The 19,259-nt window shown below is 37.7% G+C and carries 15 protein-coding genes; 14 read left to right on the forward strand and 1 reads right to left on the reverse strand.

Annotated features, from left to right (window positions below):
- Positions 1-47: 47 nt before the first annotated feature.
- The 3 genes from NU09_RS08265 to queG all read left to right on the forward strand — a co-directional run bounded on the left by NU09_RS08265 (position 48) and on the right by queG (position 1,869).
- Positions 48-365, forward strand: coding sequence for an ArsR/SmtB family transcription factor (locus NU09_RS08265; RefSeq protein ID WP_129750807.1), 318 nt, complete (start codon positions 48-50; stop codon positions 363-365).
- Between the two features lie 23 nt (positions 366-388).
- Entirely contained in the window at positions 389-871 is a 483-nt protein-coding gene (locus tag NU09_RS08270) for an SRPBCC domain-containing protein (RefSeq protein ID WP_129750808.1), read from the forward strand.
- Positions 872-945: 74 nt separating this feature from the next.
- Complete coding sequence (gene queG / locus NU09_RS08275; RefSeq protein WP_129750809.1) at positions 946-1,869, forward strand: tRNA epoxyqueuosine(34) reductase QueG; 924 nt, start codon at positions 946-948, stop codon at positions 1,867-1,869.
- A gap of 27 nt (positions 1,870-1,896) precedes the next feature.
- Here queG and NU09_RS08280 read toward each other — a convergent pair whose 3' ends face one another.
- A complete protein-coding gene (locus NU09_RS08280; protein ID WP_129750810.1) occupies positions 1,897-2,559 on the reverse strand; it encodes a hypothetical protein in 663 nt (220 codons plus the stop codon).
- Between the two features lie 131 nt (positions 2,560-2,690).
- Between NU09_RS08280 and NU09_RS08285 the strand changes: the two genes are divergently transcribed.
- The 11 genes from NU09_RS08285 to NU09_RS08335 all read left to right on the forward strand — a co-directional run bounded on the left by NU09_RS08285 (position 2,691) and on the right by NU09_RS08335 (position 19,227).
- Entirely contained in the window at positions 2,691-4,139 is a 1,449-nt protein-coding gene (locus NU09_RS08285; protein ID WP_129750811.1) for a sensor histidine kinase, read from the forward strand.
- Positions 4,129-4,809 carry a response regulator transcription factor gene (locus tag NU09_RS08290; RefSeq protein ID WP_129750812.1) on the forward strand — a complete coding sequence of 227 codons (681 nt, stop codon included), beginning with the start codon at positions 4,129-4,131 and terminating at the stop codon, positions 4,807-4,809. The genes NU09_RS08285 and NU09_RS08290 overlap by 11 nt, the downstream gene beginning before the upstream one ends.
- Positions 4,810-4,904: 95 nt before the next feature.
- Positions 4,905-7,196 (forward strand): NADP-dependent malic enzyme, encoded by a 2,292-nt coding sequence (locus NU09_RS08295; protein WP_129750813.1) that lies wholly within the window; start codon positions 4,905-4,907, stop codon positions 7,194-7,196.
- 56 nt (positions 7,197-7,252) lie between these two features.
- The gene (gene ruvA, locus NU09_RS08300; protein WP_129750814.1) at positions 7,253-7,834 is read left to right on the forward strand and encodes a Holliday junction branch migration protein RuvA; all 582 of its coding nucleotides are present in this window, start codon (positions 7,253-7,255) and stop codon (positions 7,832-7,834) included.
- 3 nt (positions 7,835-7,837) lie between these two features.
- Entirely contained in the window at positions 7,838-15,217 is a 7,380-nt protein-coding gene (gene sprA / locus NU09_RS08305; protein ID WP_129750815.1) for a cell surface protein SprA, read from the forward strand.
- 58 nt (positions 15,218-15,275) lie between these two features.
- Positions 15,276-15,656 (forward strand): glycine cleavage system protein GcvH, encoded by a 381-nt coding sequence (gene gcvH, locus NU09_RS08310; protein WP_129750816.1) that lies wholly within the window; start codon positions 15,276-15,278, stop codon positions 15,654-15,656.
- Positions 15,646-16,017, forward strand: coding sequence for a VanZ family protein (locus NU09_RS08315; protein WP_129750817.1), 372 nt, complete (start codon positions 15,646-15,648; stop codon positions 16,015-16,017). The genes gcvH and NU09_RS08315 overlap by 11 nt, the downstream gene beginning before the upstream one ends.
- Before the next feature lie 311 nt (positions 16,018-16,328).
- On the forward strand, positions 16,329-17,231 hold the full coding sequence (gene cyoE, locus NU09_RS08320) for a heme o synthase (RefSeq protein ID WP_207209767.1): 903 nt from the start codon (positions 16,329-16,331) through the stop codon (positions 17,229-17,231).
- A gap of 5 nt (positions 17,232-17,236) precedes the next feature.
- Complete coding sequence (locus NU09_RS08325; RefSeq protein ID WP_242501845.1) at positions 17,237-17,821, forward strand: heme-copper oxidase subunit III; 585 nt, start codon at positions 17,237-17,239, stop codon at positions 17,819-17,821.
- Between the two features lie 47 nt (positions 17,822-17,868).
- Positions 17,869-18,855: a cytochrome c oxidase subunit 3 gene (locus NU09_RS08330; RefSeq protein ID WP_129750819.1), complete on the forward strand. Its 987-nt coding sequence runs from the start codon at positions 17,869-17,871 to the stop codon at positions 18,853-18,855.
- A gap of 21 nt (positions 18,856-18,876) precedes the next feature.
- On the forward strand, positions 18,877-19,227 hold the full coding sequence (locus NU09_RS08335; RefSeq protein ID WP_129750820.1) for a cytochrome C oxidase subunit IV family protein: 351 nt from the start codon (positions 18,877-18,879) through the stop codon (positions 19,225-19,227).
- Positions 19,228-19,259 lie beyond the last annotated feature (32 nt).

Here is a 19,259-nt window from a genome sequence, read left to right on the forward strand (position 1 = left end):
ACCATATGGTTTCGTTTTATATATTTGCAACTATAAAGTTGCGTATTATGTCACAAATTGTAAGAAGAGATGTTTTTCAGGCTATAGCCGACCCGACACGCAGATCAATTTTGAATCTGTTGCTTAAAGAAGAAATGACGCCCAATGCTTTGGCTGCCGAATTTTCTACCACAAGACAGGCTGTGTCTAAACACTTAGGGGTGCTCGCTGAATGCGGATTGCTTACACATAAGCAATCGGGTAGGGAAATCTATTATTTGCTTAATACTAAAAAAATGAGAGAGGTGGATGAGTGGCTGGAACCTTTTAGAAAGGTTTGGGAAGGTCGCTTTTCTCAACTTGATGATTTACTAAAGGATATGTAAACAAACAATTAATTAAATAAATCATGAAAGAAACGAAAATTGTTAAAGATGACTCAGGTAAAAAATTACTGATTAGCCGCTCGTTTGATGCTCCGGCAGACAAAGTTTGGAAGGCATGGACAGAAGCTGAACTTTTGGATAAATGGTGGGCGCCTAAACCGTATCATACCGAAACTAAAGTTATGAATTTTAAAGTAGGGGGCATGAGGCTGTATGCTATGGTTAGTCCGGAAGGTAATAAAGACTGGTGTAAAACTCAGTATACAGCAATTGATGCAGGTGTAAGTTTTAAATCGGAAGACGGGTTTTGTGACGAGGAGGGTAACATGAATCCTGATTTTCCATTGATGTACTGGTCTAACAGGTTTAATGGAACGGGAAATACCACAACAGTTAATATAGAACTGTCTTTTGACAGTGCAGAAGACCTTGAGAAAATAGTAGGTATGGGTTTCAAGGAGGGCTTTGCTATGGCAATAAGCAATCTGGACGAATTACTTGCCTAATCCTAGAGTGCCTCCTTTACGGAGGCATTTTTATTACAGTCGTTTTTGGTAACTTTGCTGTCTAAACAAAAGTTTTGGACAATAGAAAACGATATTCCGACTTTATAAAAGCCGAAGCCAAACGCCTCGGCTTTTTGTCTTGCGGTATATCTAAAGCTGGTTTTCTTGAGGAAGAGGCGCCGCGTTTAGAGAAATGGCTTAAGGAAGGCAGGCATGGGCAGATGCAGTATATGGAAAACTATTTTGATAAGCGTCTCGACCCAACATTACTGGTTGATGATGCCAAAAGTGTAGTTTCGTTACTGCTGAATTATTATCCGGAGGAAAAACAAACGGAGGGCAGCTACAAAATTTCCAAATATGCTTACGGGCAGGATTATCATTTTGTGATTAAAGAGAGGCTGAAAGAGCTGCTTCATTCCATTCAGCAGGAAATAGGTGAAGTGGGTGGAAGGGCTTTTGTAGATTCAGCGCCGGTGCTCGATAAGGCTTGGGCTGCAAAAAGCGGCTTGGGTTGGATTGGCAAAAACAGTAACCTGCTTAGCAAACAGGTAGGCTCCTTCTTCTTTATTGCCGAACTGATTATTGATCTTGATTTAGAATATGATGGTGTTACTACCAATCATTGCGGGAGCTGTACTGCCTGTATAGATGCATGCCCTACTCAGGCAATTATAGAGCCTTATGTGGTAGACGGTAGTAAATGTATTTCTTATTTTACCATAGAACTTAAGGATAATATTCCGTCCGAAATGAGAGGCAAGTTTGACGACTGGGCTTTTGGGTGCGATGTTTGCCAGGATGTTTGTCCGTGGAACCGTTTTTCAAAACCGCACAGGGAACCATTGTTTAACCCGCATCCTGATTTACTTTCCCTTACTAAAAAAGACTGGGACGAAATTACCGAAGATACCTTTAGAGCCGTGTTCAAAAACTCAGCTGTTAAGCGTACAAAATTTGAAGGGCTTAAAAGAAATATAAATTTCCTTAAGCCCTGATTAACTACTCAAAATATTAAATTGTATCTAGTTGGTTATAATCGTGAAGTTTTGAGTTTTAGAATCTTCATCTTTAGGTCTGTCAAAAAAGCACATTTCAAAAAGTATGTAATGTTTAATGTTGAATAATTTCCCCCAACTTTCAATGTCCTTACCACTACCCTCTACAGCACAGTAATATTTTCCGTTGTCTTTTTCATAAGGTAATATATATGCAAAAGCATAAAAAGGTTTGTTTGGCTCGATAGCCACAAGTCTTCCGTAAGTACGCATGCTGTAATCATCTGTAGGAAGGCTCTCATAAGTGTTTTCTAAACTGAATCTTCCAAAATCAAACTGGGTACGCAGTTTTTTTTCAGATTCTTTTCCTGTCATTACAGTTATCTTTAGTGTGTCTTCTGCCTTTTTAAAAAGCATGTGAGAGGTAGTGTTTATTAAAGTATCTGTTTTTTTAATCTCACCATCCCATATTTCTTTAGACACGAGATAATAATCTTTTCCTTTTAAATCCTTTCCTGTAAACTCTACGTTTTCATAACCTATTTTTTGCCAGGACATTAAATCTAAAACTGCTTTATCAGTTTTAATTTCCGGAGATGTCATTTTTATACCGGGCTCATCCTGTGCATTGCATTGTAGGGAACAAAGGGTAAAAATTAGAATACTTAGCAATAGCTTTTTTGTTTTCATAATGTAGTTGGTTTTATATTACAAATGTATAGGGCTGTGTAATGGAATGAGGTGAAAGGGGGTTAATTAGCGTTAATTAGCGTTAATAAAAATGGGTGAACCTGTTTTTAAATTCTATTTTTGAGTATTCTATGAAAAAAAATATACGCTTCATTTTTATATTAATGTCAGTTTGTGTGGCAGGAATCACGCTGCTTCAACTGTATTATAGTTATAGCAATTTTACCGTTGCACAATCTGCTTTTAGAGAAGAAACCGAGAAAGCTTTCGGTGAAGCTATTGACAGTGCTCTCGTGGTAAGAAACGAGGATATAGTAAAGGAATTTAGGGGATGGTTAATGGATACCTCTTATGTGGATATTAGTTGCAAATGGGATGAGAGCAAAAATATGCCCATGTTTACAGTTAAGGAATTACAATCTATAGGGCCCAATGGACAAAATGAGATTAGCATGAGTATTGAAGATTTTGAGGGAAAGGTTGATGCTATGACACCTGAAGTTAAAGAAAAGTTTGTTGTTGCAATGGAAGGAGTATTAAGGGACGGGTTAAAAAAAGGGATAGTGTGGTTTTTTACTCAGGGGATTGGAGAAAGACTTTTAAAGCTTAAAGATGAAAAAGAAATAGATATTAAGGTCTTGGAAAGTGAGTACACCATTGCATTAAAAAGAAAAGGTATTGATTTGCCATTTGTACTGGATGCAGAGGGGGGTAACGAGTCTGGTTTTTGTACTGATATGCATAATATAGGGATAAAAAACCCGGAAGAAAGGCAAATAAAAGCTTGTTTTGATAATGCAGAACTTTATCTGCTAAAGCAATTAAAATGGATTATTATAAGTTCATTGTTGCTTATAGTTATTACCCTGTTTTGTTTTTGGTATACGGCCAGAATATTACTTAGTCAACAAAAGCTAAGTGAACTTAAAGATGACTTTATAAGCAATATGACTCATGAAATACATTCTCCGCTTACATCTGTAATTATAACAGCCGAAGCTTTAAGAGATTTTGAAATGACTAAAGAGGAACGGGATAATTATATTGATATCATTTTACATCAGTCAATTAAGCTTGCTGGGCTTACTGATGATATATTGAATGGTACAAAAATAGAGAGGAAAGGAATTGTGGTTGAAGATGTTGTTTCGTTAAATAGTATTGTACAGGAAGTAGTTGTTGATTACCGGGATAAGATTAAGGTAGAGTACACTGATAATGATATTGTTTTTAAAGGAAACAAAAAACATCTTACAGCAGCACTGTTTAATTTAATTGAAAACGCTGTAAAATACAATGCAGAAAATAATCCTATGGTTGAAATTGATAGTGGTATTGAAGGTAAAGAGGTTATTGTTAAAGTGGCAGATAACGGTCCCGGTATACCTGATGAACATAAAAAGAAGATTTTTGATGAATTTTATCGTATGCCAACTGGTAATGTGCATAATGTTAAAGGTTATGGCCTGGGACTTAGTTATGTAAAAAAAGTAGTGAGGGCACATAATGGAAGTATAAGTGTACAGGATAATTTTCCTCAGGGAAGTGTGTTTGTAATAAGGATTCCGTATGAAGTATAAAATTCTGTTAGCTGAAGATGAACCTTTTTTAGGTAAGGTTATAAAAGAAAGCCTGGAAAAGAATGGTTATGAAGTAGTGCTTGCTTCTAACGGAAAAGAGGCTTGGGGTCTTTTTAATGAACAGGAATTTTCAATATGTATACTGGATGTAATGATGCCGTATAAAGACGGTTTTACACTGGCATCCCAAATAAGGGAATTCAGTAAAAATATCCCATTGATGTTTCTTACCGCAAAATCAGATATTAAGGATGTAGCACAAGGATATGCGAGTGGCGGTAATGATTATTTAAGAAAACCCTTTAGTCTGGAAGAGCTTTTTTTAAGGGTCGCCGAACTGCTTAAAAGAAGTAAAGAGGAAAAATCATCGACGGATGAATTGAGAATAGGAGAATATGTTTTTTATCCAAAGCGACAGGAGCTTATAGACAGTAGTGCTCAAACAGTAAAACTTTCTTATAAAGAATCGAGACTTTTGGAATTACTATTACAAAACAAAAATCAGGTATTAGAAAGAAAACTTGCGCTTATGAGGCTTTGGGGTGATGATAATTTTTTTAATACCCGAAATATGGATGTTTATATAACTAAGTTAAGGAAAAAACTTCAGGAAGATACTTCGGTAGAGATTGTAAACGTGCGTGGTTTCGGCTATAAACTCATCTGTTAGCAGGGAGATTAATTAAATGAAAAGAATAGCGTTAAAAGTTTCACAATTTCGGTCATAGGTTTACCTTTGTAAGTTCTGTAATAAAAGTAAATAGAATGAACAAGTATAGTAAACGAAGAGAAGCGCTTTTATACCACGCAAAACCCCATCCGGGAAAAATACAGGTTGTACCTACAAAAAAATATGCAACACAAAGAGATTTGTCGTTAGCTTATTCGCCTGGGGTGGCAGAGCCTTGTCTTGAAATTGCTAAAGATGTAAATAACGTTTATAAATATACCGCAAAAGGTAACCTGGTTGCTGTAATATCTAACGGTACTGCCGTTTTAGGCTTGGGTGATATAGGCCCTGAAGCTTCAAAACCGGTAATGGAGGGTAAAGGCCTTTTGTTTAAGATTTTTGCCGATATAGATGTTTTTGATATTGAGGTTGGTACCAAAGATGTAGAAAAATTTATAGAAACGGTAAAAAATATAGCCCCAACTTTTGGAGGTATAAATCTTGAGGATATTAAGGCTCCGGAGTCTTTTGAAATTGAAAGAAGACTTGTAGAAGAACTTAATATTCCTGTAATGCACGACGACCAGCACGGTACGGCCATAATATCTTCGGCTGCATTACTAAACGCGCTTGAACTTGCTGAAAAGAATATAGAAGAAGTTAAGGTAGTGGTTTCGGGTGCGGGGTCTGCAGCACTGGCATGTGCTAACCTTTACCTGCTTTTAGGTGTAAAGGCCGAGAATATCACAATGTTTGATAAAGACGGTATGCTGGTTAAAAGCCGTACCGATTTATTAGATATGCAGCTTAAATATGCTAAGGATGCTGAGCCGGTTTCTTTGGCTGAAGCAGTTAAAGGGAGCGATGTTTTCTTAGGACTTTCGGTAGGTAATGTGCTTACCCCGGAAATGCTGCTTACTATGAATAATGATCCTATCGTGTTTGCTATGGCAAACCCGATACCTGAAATAGATTATGACCTTGCCATTGCTACCCGTGAGGATATCATTATGGCAACAGGTAGGTCAGATCATCCTAATCAGGTAAATAACGTACTTGGATTCCCTTATATTTTTAGGGGCGCAATGGATGTTAGGGCTACAAAAATTAACGAAGCTATGAAAATGGCTGCTGTTAGGGCGTTGGCTGAGCTTGCTAAAGCTCCGGTGCCTGAGCAGGTTAATATTGCTTATGGAGAAACCAAACTTAACTTTGGTCGTGATTATATCATTCCTAAACCATTTGACCCGAGGCTTATTGCGGTAGTGCCACCTGCTGTTGCAAAAGCAGCAATGGAATCGGGAGTGGCAGAAAATCCGATTGCCGACTGGGACAAGTATGTTGAGGAGCTTTTAGACAGGTTGGGTAACGACAACAAAATGGTTAGGTTACTTACCAATAGGGCTAAAACAGATCCGAAACGAATTGTATTTGCTGAGGCAGACCACCTTGATGTGCTTAAGGCAGCACAGATAGTTATGGAAGAAAAAATAGGTATTCCTATCCTTTTAGGTAACAGTGAGATTATCAATGAGCTTAAGGAAGAGATTGGTTTTGATGCTCAGGTAACGATAATAGACCCTAAAACCGATGAAGAGGAAGAAAGAAGGGATAGATATGCCAATGTGTTTTGGGAAACAAGACGCAGGAGAGGTGTTAGTTTACTGGATGCCGAAAAATGGATGAGGGAGCGTAACTACTTTGCAGCCATGATGGTTAACGAAGGTGATGCTGATGCGATGGTTACAGGATATTCAAGAAGTTACCCTGCAACGGTGAAACCTATTATGCAGCTTATAGGTAAGGCACCAAGCGTAAGCAAGATTGCTACAACAAATATGATGCTTACTAAAAGAGGTCCAATATTCCTTTCGGATACCGCTATAAATCCTAATCCAACAGCAGAAGAGCTTGCTAAAATTGCAATTATGACAGCAAGAACGGTAAGGATGTTTGGTATGGAGCCGGTACTGGCTATGGTGTCGTTCTCAAACTTTGGGTCGTCTCCGGATCCGGAAGCTGTAAAAGTAAGGCAGGCAGTAGATATCCTTCACGAGGATTACCCTGATTTGATAGTTGACGGAGAAATTCAGGCAGATTTTGCTCTAAATCCTGAAATGCTTAAAGATAAGTTTCCGTTTTCTAAAATTGCGGGAAAAAAAGTAAATACATTAATTTTCCCTAACTTGGATGCAGCTAATATTACATACAAGTTGTTAAAAGAACTTAATAAGGTGGTTTCTATCGGGCCGATTATGCTTGGAATGAATAAACCTGTTCACGTTTTCCAGTTAGGTGCCAGTGTAGAGGAGATGGTTAATATGGCTGCAGTTGCGGTTGTTGATGCCCAGGAAAAGGAAAAACGTTTAAAAATGGCAAAAAATTAATATATAGCTAATCGTTAGAGAATTTTATTATTTTTGGAAACGGATAAAAAATTGTTATGATAGCACATCTTCAGGGAAGACTTGTAGAAAAGACACCAACCGAGGTAGTTATAGATTGCAACGGAGTTGGGTATCAGGTTAATATTTCCCTGCACACCTTTTCTCTTTTGCCCGATTCGGAAAATATTAAACTTTATACTTTTTTACAGATAAAGGAGGATGCACATACTCTTTTCGGTTTTATGGAAAAAGCCGAAAGGGAGTTGTTTAAGTTTCTTATTTCTGTTTCAGGGGTAGGGGCAGGTACGGCACGCACTATGCTTTCATCATTGGAACCTAAACAAATAATACAGGCCATTGCTTCGGGCGATGTTGTCACCATACAGTCTATAAAGGGTATTGGTGCAAAAACAGCCCAAAGGGTAATACTTGATCTTAAGGATAAAGTGTTAAAAGTGTATGATTTGGAGGAAGTTTCAGTTTCGGGTTACAATACAAATAAAGATGAAGCGTTATCTGCGTTAGAGGTCTTAGGATTTAATAAAAAGGCCGCAGAAAAAGTTGTAGAGAAAATTGTTAGGGAGAATCCGGGTGTGACTGTTGAAACAATTATCAAACAAGCATTAAAAAACTTATAGTCCTTGAAAACAGAATACTCTAAAGATTTTTATATAAAGTTAAAACTGGCTGTTTCGGTATTATTTTTATTTTTCAGCTTTACCGCACAGGCTCAGGAAGATGAAGAAGATAACGAAAAGCAGGATACGCTTACCGGTTATAATACCGGGAGGGTAGAGCTTGATAATCCTAAGAGTATAGTAGAGGCCTATACCTATGATCCTGTTACCGACAGGTACATATACACAGAAGATTTTGAAGGTTTTAATATTACTTACCCTATAATACTTACACCGGAAGAATACAATGAGCTTGTACTTCGCGAATCCATGCGTGAGTATTATCAGCAAAAATCAAAAGCACTTGATGGTAAAGGTACCGAAGAGGAGCAGAAAGACCTTTTGCCAAGGTATTATGTAAACTCAAAGTTTTTTGAAACTGTTTTTGGTGGCAATACAATAGATATTAAACCGCAGGGTTCGGTAGAGCTTGATTTGGGTGTAAGATATACCAAACAGGACAACCCTTCTCTGTCTCCGCGTAACCGTAAAACCTTTACTTTTGATTTTGATCAGCGTATAAGCATGAGCCTTCAGGGTAAAGTAGGTACAAGGCTTGGTGTTACTGCTAACTATGATACCGAATCTACTTTTGCTTTCCAAAACCTTATTAAATTAGAGTATACTCCGGATGAGGATGATATTATCCAGAAAATAGAAGTAGGTAATGTTAGCTTCCCGCTATCTAACTCATTAGTTAGGGGTGCGCAAAGCCTTTTTGGTGTTAAGGCTATGTTCCAGTTTGGAAAAACCAGTATAACGGGTATCTATTCTGAACAAAAATCTCAAACAAAAACCATAACCGCTCAAGGAGGTGACCTGGTACAGGACTTTAGTTTCTTTGCTCTGGAATATGAGCAGGACAAGCACTTCTTCCTTTCACAATGGTTTAGAAATAATTACGATAGATCGTTAGAACAATATCCTTTAATTACAAGCCGTGTTCAGATTACCCGTGTGGAAGTTTGGGTTACAAACAGGCAAAACAGGATAAATGCTCAGGAAAATAACTCAAGAAACTTAATTGCAATACAGGATTTAGGTGAGTCGCAACTAACAAGTACTTATGATGGGTCTGATATTACAGATCAGGCTGTAGGTTTTGCCGATGTGGTTAATCCCGGGCAATTTTTCCTGCAACCGGTGAACTCTTATCCGGATAACGGAAACAATGGTTTAGATCCTGCATTGGTTGGTAATGGTAGCTTGTACTTGGATCCTAATATTCGCGAGATTGTTACTTTAAGCAACAATAGTTTTACAAACGGACTTAATGCGAATGAGGGACGTGACTATGCCAAACTGGAAAATGCAAGGAAACTTACCTCTAACGAATTTACTTTTCATCCGCAATTAGGTTATATATCCCTTAACCAGAAACTTAATAACGACGAAGTGCTTGCTGTTGCTTTCCAGTTTACGGTAGGTAGCGATGTATATCAGGTAGGTGAATTTGCAACAGACAGTGCAGATGCCACTACGGTTACAGAATCAGGTAACCCGGACGAGCAACCTGCTGTAAGTACCAAGAGCCTTATATTAAAACTACTTAAGAGTAGCTTGGTAAATGTAAACGAACCAACATGGGATTTGATGATGAAAAACATTTATCAGATTCCGGGGGGATATCAGTTAACTCAGGAAGATTTCAGGTTTAATATCCTTTATACCGACCCTTCTCCGTTAAACTACATTACCCCTGCAACTGATGCAGGAGGCAACGTTATTGATCCGTTTCCTGTTGATGAAGAAGTAGCAGAAACACCTCTTTTAAGGGTGTTTAATTTAGACAGGCTTAGTTATGCTAACGACCCGCAACCGGGTGGTGACGGTTTCTTTGACTTTTATCCGGGTATTACCATAGATCCGCAAAACGGGCGACTTATATTTACAACGGTAGAGCCTTTTGGTAGGCATCTTTTTGAAAAATTAAGACTTGAAAATACCGAAAATTATAATGAGACAGGAGGAACCTCTTCTTTTAATGCTAACCAACAGAAGTATGTATTCCGAAGGATGTACAACAGTACTCAGGCAGATGCATCGCAGGAGGCTGAAAAGAATAAGTTCCAATTAAGAGGTAAATTCAAATCGAGCGGAGGTGGTGGTATTCCTTTGGGGGCATTTAATGTTCCACAGGGATCTGTAGTGGTAACTGCAGGTGGTAGGGTGCTTGTTGAAGGTGTAGATTATACTGTAAACTATCAGTTAGGTAGGGTAGATATCTTAGATCCTTCGTTGCTTAACTCAAACCAACAGATTGAAGTGTCGTTAGAGAACAATGCTGTGTTTGGTCAGCAAACACGTCGTTTTGCAGGTTTCTATCTTGAGCACAAGTTTACTGATAAGTTCCTTGTGGGTGCTTCGATGTTAAATATGTCAGAAAGGCCATTTACTACAAAATCAAATTACGGACAGGAGTCTGTTAACAATACTATTTTCGGTTTAAATACTACTTATTCTACAGAGGTGCCTTTCTTTACCCGTTTGGTAAATAAGCTTCCTAACGTAGATACCGATGTGCCGTCTAATTTATCGGTAAGGGCAGAAGTCGCTTACCTACAGCCGGGGGCATCTAAAGCAGACCAGTTTAATAATGAGCCAACTACTTATGTAGATGATTTTGAAGGGTCGCAAACTACTATAGATATGCGTTCGCCGCAGGCATGGTCGCTTTCAAGTGCGCCACTTACAGTTTTTCCGGGTAATGCACCGCCGGTAGACGATCTTTCTTATGGTTATCAAAGAGGTAAGCTGGCATGGTATACCATAGATCCTACTTTCTTTACTAATCAACGTCCGTCAGGTATAAACGATGACGACTTGTCTTCTAACAGAACAAGACGTGTTTATTATAATGAGCTTTATCCGGTAACCGATATAGCTCCGGGACAAACTACAGTAGTAAATACTTTAGACTTAAGTTACTTCCCTCAGGAAAGGGGGCCATACAACTACAACCCTGCAGCTGCTGCTACAGACAGTTTTACCGAACTGCAGGCAGAAGATAACTGGGCAGGTATTATGAGGGCGATAACTTCTACCAACTTTGAGCAGAATAACGTAGAGTATATTCAGTTTTGGGTAATGGACCCTTATTCAGGACATGATGGAGATTTTGCTGATCCGGACAATATAGGTTTTCTTGAAATTAACTTAGGGGAAATATCTGAAGATATATTAAAAGATAACAGGAAGCAGTACGAAAACGGACTTCCGGGCGTAGACGGTAATCAGCCTACTTTTACATCTAACTGGAGTAAGGTACCTGTGTCGCAATCGCTTATTTATGCGTTTGATACCGATACGGCAAACAGGGCTTTACAGGATGTGGGTCTTGACGGTTTAACAGACGCTGAAGAAGCTGCTAAATATGCTGCACAGGGATATGGAGGATATGTCGATCCTGCAGCTGATAATTACCAGTTTTTCCTTGATGCGGATGGAGATGTTATTAACAGGTATAAAAACTACAATGGGGTTCAAGGAAACTCTCCGGTAGATGTAACAAATAATACCAGAGGTTCTACAACAATGCCTGATACCGAGGATATCAACAGGGATAACACAATGAATACCATTGATGCCTATTACAGGTACAGAATTCCTATCGAGCCTAACGTTCAGCCTGGGCAGGGATATGTGGTAGATGCAAGGACGTTTACAGTTGATGTGCCGGGTAATAATGGTACAAATGCAGAAACTACTGCAACAGGTAGGTGGTTACAATATAAGATACCTGTTCAGGTTCCTGATGATACAGATCCAGAGTATGCTGTAGGTGGTATATCAAGTACTCGTTCCATCCGATTTATGAGGATGTTTGTTACAGGGTTTAAAAGAGAGATAACACTTCGTTTTGGTGCTCTTGACCTTGTTAGGGGAGAGTGGAGAAGATATACTGGGCAATTTGATAAGAATACCGATCCCGATGGTAACCCTGCCGATCCCGGTACAGGTTTTGACGTTGTTTCGTTAAGTGTTCAGGAAAATGGTCAGCGCAGTCCTGTTCCTTATGTTTCGCCTCCTGGTGTTGTAAGGGAACAGCTTTATACTAGTAGTGCTGTTATCAATCAAAATGAGCAGGCACTGTCTTTAAGAGTATATTCCAATCAGGGAGCAGGAACGGACGACGGTTTAGAGCCGGGAGATTCACGTGCGGTATTCAAGAACGTGAATGTGGATATGCGTCAGTTCAAAAAAATAAGAATGTTCCTTCATGCGGAGCAACTTACCCTTGATGGTACTAATCCGGAGTCGGGAGCTGTACAAAATGGCGAAATGAAGGCTTTCATAAGGTTTGGTAATGACTTTACCGATAACTACTACCAGATTGAGACCATTTTGGATATGACACCTTTAACATCGGTTTTACCGGAAGATGTATGGCTTGAGCAAAATGAGATAAACCTGCCTTTAGAGATATTAACACAGATAAAGATTTTAGCGTATCAGGGAGCATTGCCAATTGACGACGAAGGAGCAAGCTATGCGAATGTTAATGATTTAGATGCGTCGTTAGGGGACAGGATGACAGTAAGGATTAAAGGTAACCCTAACTTTGGTTTGGTGAGGACTTTAATGGTGGGGGTTAAAAATGGCTATGAAGTTGGAGAGCCGGGAGCTAGGAAATTAAGGGGAGAAGTTTGGTTTAATGAACTTCGACTTTCTGATATGGACAGCAAAGGTGGTATGGCCGGATTGGCAAATATGGATACTAACTTTGCCGATTTTGCAACACTTTCTGCTACGGGTAGGGTAAGTACTGTAGGCTTTGGTTCTATTGAACAGGGGCCGAACGAGCGTAGCAGGGAAGATGCCAAACAGTATAACATTGTAACCAATGTTAATGTTGGTAAGCTTTTACCTAAAAAATGGGGTATTAACCTGCCGTTTAACTATGGGGTGGGAGAGGAAATTATTACTCCGGAGTACGATCCGTACCAGCAGGATGTTAAGCTGGATCAGATGATTGATCTGGCAGAGACACAGGAAGAAAAAGACAATATACGTGACAGGGCTATTGATTATACAAAAACTAAGAGTATTAATTTTATAGGTGTTAAAAAGGAGAGATCTCCGGAACAGAAACCGCATATTTATGATCCTGAAAATATAACATTGTCCTATTCTTACAACCAGATAGATCATCATGATTATGAGATTGAGAGCATGCTTGATCAAAGGGTGAGGACATCGGCAGATTATAATTACTCTTTTAGTGCGAAACCGGTTGAGCCTTTTGCTAAGAACAAGATGATGAGCAAAAGCCAGTATTGGAAAATATTAAGGGACTTCAATTTTAATTATGTTCCGTCAAACATATCTTTCAGTACTAATATACTAAGGCAGTTTAACAGGCAGGAGTTCAGAAATGTTGATGTAGAAGGTATTCCTATCAATCCGCTGTACAGGAGGAATTATTTCTTTGACTATCAGTATGGTTTTAACTATATTCTTTCTAAAGGGCTTAAATTCAATTATAGAGCAGCAACAAGTAATATTGTAAGAAACTATCTTGATGAAGACGGTGCGCCTATTGAGGAACTTACTGTTTGGGATGGGTTTTGGGATCCGGGCACTGCTAACACTCATATGCAGCAGTTAACCATGAACTATGATCTTCCTATTAATAAGATACCGTTTCTTTCATTTGTTAAATCAACTTATACTTATACGTCGACGTTTAACTGGCAGCGTTCTAACGATGCATTGCGTTATTATACTCCTCCTGACGAGAATATAACATATGATCTAGGAAACACTATTCAAAACTCAGCAGAGCATAAGTTGAATACAGCTCTTAGTATGGATATGTTTTATAAATACATTGGTTTAACTAATAAAAAACCAGCTAAGAATGCTAAACCCCAGGCTCCTAAACCCGGACAAAAAATTACCAGTAACGAGAAAGCAGGTAGCGATGGTAATATGTTTGTAAACGGACTTATTGGTGTTGTGACAAGTGTAAAGACTATTGGTATTGACTATAGGCAAAATGAAGGTACATTGTTGCCGGGTTATACAGAGGGTATTGGTTTCTTTGGGACAAGTAAGCCGGGTATTGATTATATATTTGGAGGGCAGGGTAATATTGCTGCTCAAATGGGTGCTGACGGTTACCTTACCACTTACAGGGATTATAACCAAAACTTTACCCGAACAAGAACAGAGGTGCTTAGAATGACGGCGGCCATTAATCTTTTCCCTGATTTGAATATAGATCTTAATGCTGACAGGTCTTATTCAAGAAACAGTTCTGAACAATATTTTGTAGATCTAGACAGTGGAAGTCCTGTTTATACACCTGAATCGCCATATGATATGGGTATGATGCAGATGACAACTATCCTTATTAAAACGGCATTTAGCAGAAGTGATGTAAACGGATCGGAAGCATTTGACCAAATGCGTGAAAACAGAATAATTGTAGCTAACAGGCTTGCAGAACAACATTATGGATCAGGAGGTATTCCAAGATATAATGTACCGGGAGAGGATATTAACGCGGGAAGTGATTACAGTATAGCTAATGCGGGTTATCCTGTAGGCTACGGTAAAAATACACAGGCGGTATTGTTGCCGGCTTTCCTTGCGGCTTATTCAGGTCAAGATGCCGGAGATGTTAAAACCAGCCCGTTTAGGGATGTTCCGTTGCCAAACTGGATAGTGAAGTACACCGGGTTAATGCGTTATAAATACTTTAAAGAAAGATTTAAACGTTTCTCGTTGCAGCATGGTTACACAGCTAAATATAATATTAGTTCTTACCGTACAAATCTTGAATATTCAAGTAATAATCCTGACGGAGCAGATGCTAATGGTGATTTTATTAATCAGATTATTATATCTAATGTTAACTTAACAGAGCAGTTTAATCCACTTATCCGTATAGATATGGAAATGAAAAACTCTATTAAGATACTTGCTGAGATTAAAAAAGACCGTACGCTTAACATGAGTTTTGATAACAGCTTGCTTACAGAAGTTAGGGGTAATGAATATACCTTAGGTTTAGGTTACCGCATTAAGGATGTAACCATAACTTCGAGCCTTGCCGATAATCCTACTAATGTTATTAAAAGTGATATAAACCTTAAGGGCGACTTTACTTTAAGGAAGAATGAAACCATAGTGCGTTATCTTGATTATGACAACAATCAGCTGGGTGGCGGACAGAATATATGGTCGTTTAAATTTACTGCCGATTATTCTTTCAGCAAAAACCTTACGGCGATATTCTATTATGACCATTCATTCTCTAAGGCGGTAATATCTACAGCTTATCCGTTAACAAACATACGCTCAGGATTTACGCTTAGGTATAATTTTGGAAATAATTAAAAAAAACATTTTATAATTATTTTTATAAGGCATACATTTGCTAAAAATATAAACGAACATGAATATTCCGGCAAATTTAAAGTACACAAAAGACCACGAGTGGGTTAAAATAGAAGGTGACGTAGCTACTGTAGGCATTACAGATTTTGCTCAAAAAGAACTTGGTGATATTGTTTATGTAGAAGTTGAGACCCTAGATCAGACTCTTGATAAAGATGAAGTTTTTGGTACAGTTGAAGCTGTTAAAACAGTATCTGACCTGTTTTTACCTTTATCAGGTGAAATTATTGAGTTTAACGAAGCTCTTGAAACGGCTCCTGAAACAGTAAATACTGATGCTTATGGCGACGGTTGGATGATTAAAGTGAAAATCGCTAACATGGACGAGGTAAGTGAATTGCTGGATAGCGAACAATATAAAGAGTTAATTGGCGCGTAATAAAACTCTTTGGGGTGCGGTATTATGGATGCTGCTTATTGCTGTATTCTGTCTTGTTACCGCTAATACCTTTAACGGTTTTCAAAGATTTCCGATACCTTATAAAGATAAAATAGTTCATTTTACTTTTTATTTTGTGTTGGTGCTTTTATGGAATACTTCTTTAAAGCATCATGATAATAAAAGTAAATTAAGGCTTTATGTTTTTCTTGGTGCTGTTTTTTACGGAGTGCTTATAGAAATATTTCAGAAGCTTTTTACTCTGACCAGAAGTTTTGACTTTACAGATATTCTAGCCAATACACTGGGTGCTTTTTTAGGAACTCTTATTGTATGGCTGCTAAATAGAAATAAAGAATAATTATAATCCCGCTATAAGCGGGATTATTTGTTTTAATCAGCTATATTCTATATGCTTAAATAAAAAAAGCCTTCCCGTTATGGAAGGCCTTCTTTTTTCATAGCAAATTTTCCCAATTTTCCTTTTCATACAGGCTGTGAGAAACTGTTCAGCCGTATATCTATATAGATGCATATTTATATGAAAAGGTTGCGTTGGGTATGAAAAAAAATATTTTTTCTTTAAATAAGCGTTTTAAAAAGCTAATGCTTTGAAGAAAAGCAATTTTTCAAGTATCTTTGCGCCAGTTTTTGAAAACAATGAAAATTACTTTGGACGCTTCAGAAAAAACAGTTTCAGTTAAGACCTTATTTGCAGACTTTACAGCAATTACTAAGGCGAGACTTGCAATAAGTGTAGTTTTTTCTTCTATGGCAGGATATTTATTGGGTGTTTCTGATGAGTATCCGTTTAGTTGGGTTACTTTTATGTTGCTTGGTATAGGTGGTTACTGTATGGTAGGCGCTTCTAATGTTTTTAACCAGATTATAGAAAAAGATCTGGACTCCCTTATGGACAGGACTAAAAACAGGCCTGTTCCTTCCGGAAAAATTTCAGTAAAAAATGCGTTTTATATAGGTTGTGCCTTAACGATTGCCGGTATAGCTATTTTGTATAGTATTAACCCTAAAACAGCAATGTTTGGTGCTATATCAATCTTCCTTTATACCAGTATCTATACACCGTTAAAAACAAAAACTCCGCTTGCGGTTTTTGTTGGTGCTTTTCCTGGTGCCATACCGTTTATGTTAGGATGGGTTGCTGCAACAAATAACTTTGGTATTGAGGCAGGTACACTGTTTATGATTCAGTTTTTTTGGCAATTCCCACACTTTTGGGCTATTGGCTGGTTTTTGTATGACGATTATAAAAAGGCAGGCTTCTTTATGTTGCCTACCCGTAAAAAAGATAAAAAAACGGCTTTATATACCATACTGTATACAATTTGGCTGATACTTGCCTCGCTACTTCCGGTAACGGGATTAACAGGTGAACTTAAATTAAGTTATGTGTCTGCTGTTGTTGTGTTGTTGGTGGGTGTATGGATGTTGGTTTATGCTGTTAAGCTTTATAATAAAATGGATGGGCCTGCTGCCCGAAAACTAATGTTGGTAAGTGTATCATATATTTCGCTTTTACAGGTTATATATGTGCTAGATAAATTTATCCGATAATGATTATGGTAGAGAAAATGTCACTTCAGGAGCATGAGCTAAGAAATGCTAGGTCTAAAAAAATGCTTCTTTGGTTTGCAATGATAAGCATGTTTATGACTTTTGCCGGTTTAACCAGTGCTTATGTGGTTAGTGCTTCAAGGCCGGACTGGCTAAATACATTTAAGCTTCCTAATGCATTTATAATAAGCACGGTTGTTATAGTGATAAGCAGCTTTACTTTTCATTTTGCAAAAACCTTTGTAAAAAAAGGTGATAATAAAACAGCCGGGATATTATTGTTGGCTACACTGGCGCTTGGTATTGCCTTTGTTTTTTGCCAGTTTAACGGTTTTCAGGAAATAATAGAAAGTGGGTATTTTTTTACCGGAAGTGAGAGTACGGTGACTACCTCTTTTGTTTATATAGTTACTGTAGTGCATTTAGTTCACCTTTTTGCAGGGCTTATAGTGCTTTTAGTGGTAATTTATAATCATTTTAAACAAAAATACAATCCCTCTCAAACCCTTGGTATAGAGTTAGGTGCGATGTTTTGGCACTTTTTGGATATTTTGTGGGTTTACTTGTTTTTGTTTTTATATTTCTATTAATGAAAAAAAATGTAAATTTGGAAACTTTTTATAATTAACTAACTTTTATGGCAGCGACAGTTACTTCAACAGCTACTACAGGTAAAACATGGGACGGCGGTAATGAGCCTATGGGTGCAAGTTATGGCAAGATGATGATGTGGTTTTTCATCGTATCAGATGCTTTAACTTTCTCAGGATTCCTTGCAGCTTACGGTTTTTCAAGATTTAAATTTATTGAAACATGGCCTATAGCCGATGAAGTGTTTAATCACTTCCCTTTTATGCACGGTGTTGATGCGCCGATGTACTATGTGGCATTCATGACATTTATCCTAATTTTCTCTTCAGTAACTATGGTACTGGCAGTTGATGCAGGTCATCAAATGAAAAAGACTAAAGTTGCTATTTACATGCTTCTTACCATTGTAGGTGGTTTTATATTCCTTGGCTCTCAGGCTTGGGAGTGGAAAAACTTCATTAAAGGAGAGTATGGTGCTATAGAGACTAAAGGTGGTGCAATACTACAGTTTGTAACTAAAGCAGAAGATGGTAGCTATGAAAGAGTTAAGCTTGCTGATTTTGCTGCTCATTTAGAAACAGACAGAGTTAATAATACCAGAAGCAACGGTATTTGGTTTGAAGAGTCGGCTGATCTTCCATCGGTTAGTTTAGATGAAGTTGTTAAAGGTTTTGAAGCTCATCCTGAAATTTTAGTGAGAACTGAAATTATTAAGGATAAACATAAAACTGTACTTTCAAGAGAAGAGTCTTTAGTAAGAATGAAAGACGCTCAAATAGTGGTTGAAGGTGCTAACCTTGAAAGAAATGAATACGGTCATAAACTTTTTGCTGATTTCTTCTTCTTTATTACAGGTTTTCACGGTTTCCACGTATTCTCTGGGGTAATGATTAATGTTCTTATCTTCCTTAATGTTATATTAGGTACTTACGAGAAGAGAAGAAGTTATGAGATGGTTGAGAAAGTAGGTCTTTACTGGCACTTTGTAGACTTAGTTTGGGTGTTTGTATTTACATTCTTCTATCTTGTTTAATAGTAAAAAAGTATAATTATCATGGCACATACTCACGAATCTAATACAAAAAGAATTTGGTTTGTTTTTGGCTTACTGTCTGTAATCACTGTTGTAGAGGTTGCATTAGGTATTGCAAAACCGGATTTCTTATATAAGACAGACCTTTTCAATATGCACTTATTGAACTGGATATTTATAATACTAACTGTAGCAAAAGCTTATTATATCATGTGGGCCTTCATGCACCTTGAAGGAGAGAAGGCGAACCTAAGATGGTCTATTGTAGCCCCACTGGTATTTTTAATTATCTATTTAGTGTTCATCTTACTTATAGAAGGTAATTATGTATTTGATGTGTTCAAGGAATCTCAATATAAATGGATCTTCTAATACACATATTAACTATAAAAAAGGCGGTTTTT

Source organism: Flavobacterium beibuense (assembly GCF_004151245.1).
GTDB lineage: Bacteria > Bacteroidota > Bacteroidia > Flavobacteriales > Flavobacteriaceae > Flavobacterium > Flavobacterium beibuense_A.

Bases quoted from the DNA above. Each gene is read 5' to 3' on its own strand.
- NU09_RS08265 (WP_129750807.1), top strand. From the start codon at position 48: ATGTCACAAATTGTAAGAAGAGATGTTTTTCAGGCTATAGCCGACCCG.
- NU09_RS08270 (WP_129750808.1), top strand. From the start codon at position 389: ATGAAAGAAACGAAAATTGTTAAAGATGACTCAGGTAAAAAATTACTG.
- NU09_RS08280 (WP_129750810.1), bottom strand. From the start codon at position 2,559: ATGAAAACAAAAAAGCTATTGCTAAGTATTCTAATTTTTACCCTTTGT.
- NU09_RS08285 (WP_129750811.1), top strand. From the start codon at position 2,691: ATGAAAAAAAATATACGCTTCATTTTTATATTAATGTCAGTTTGTGTG.
- NU09_RS08290 (WP_129750812.1), top strand. From the start codon at position 4,129: ATGAAGTATAAAATTCTGTTAGCTGAAGATGAACCTTTTTTAGGTAAG.
- NU09_RS08295 (WP_129750813.1), top strand. From the start codon at position 4,905: ATGAACAAGTATAGTAAACGAAGAGAAGCGCTTTTATACCACGCAAAA.
- ruvA (WP_129750814.1), top strand. From the start codon at position 7,253: ATGATAGCACATCTTCAGGGAAGACTTGTAGAAAAGACACCAACCGAG.
- gcvH (WP_129750816.1), top strand. From the start codon at position 15,276: ATGAATATTCCGGCAAATTTAAAGTACACAAAAGACCACGAGTGGGTT.
- NU09_RS08325 (WP_242501845.1), top strand. From the start codon at position 17,237: ATGGTAGAGAAAATGTCACTTCAGGAGCATGAGCTAAGAAATGCTAGG.
- NU09_RS08330 (WP_129750819.1), top strand. From the start codon at position 17,869: ATGGCAGCGACAGTTACTTCAACAGCTACTACAGGTAAAACATGGGAC.
- NU09_RS08335 (WP_129750820.1), top strand. From the start codon at position 18,877: ATGGCACATACTCACGAATCTAATACAAAAAGAATTTGGTTTGTTTTT.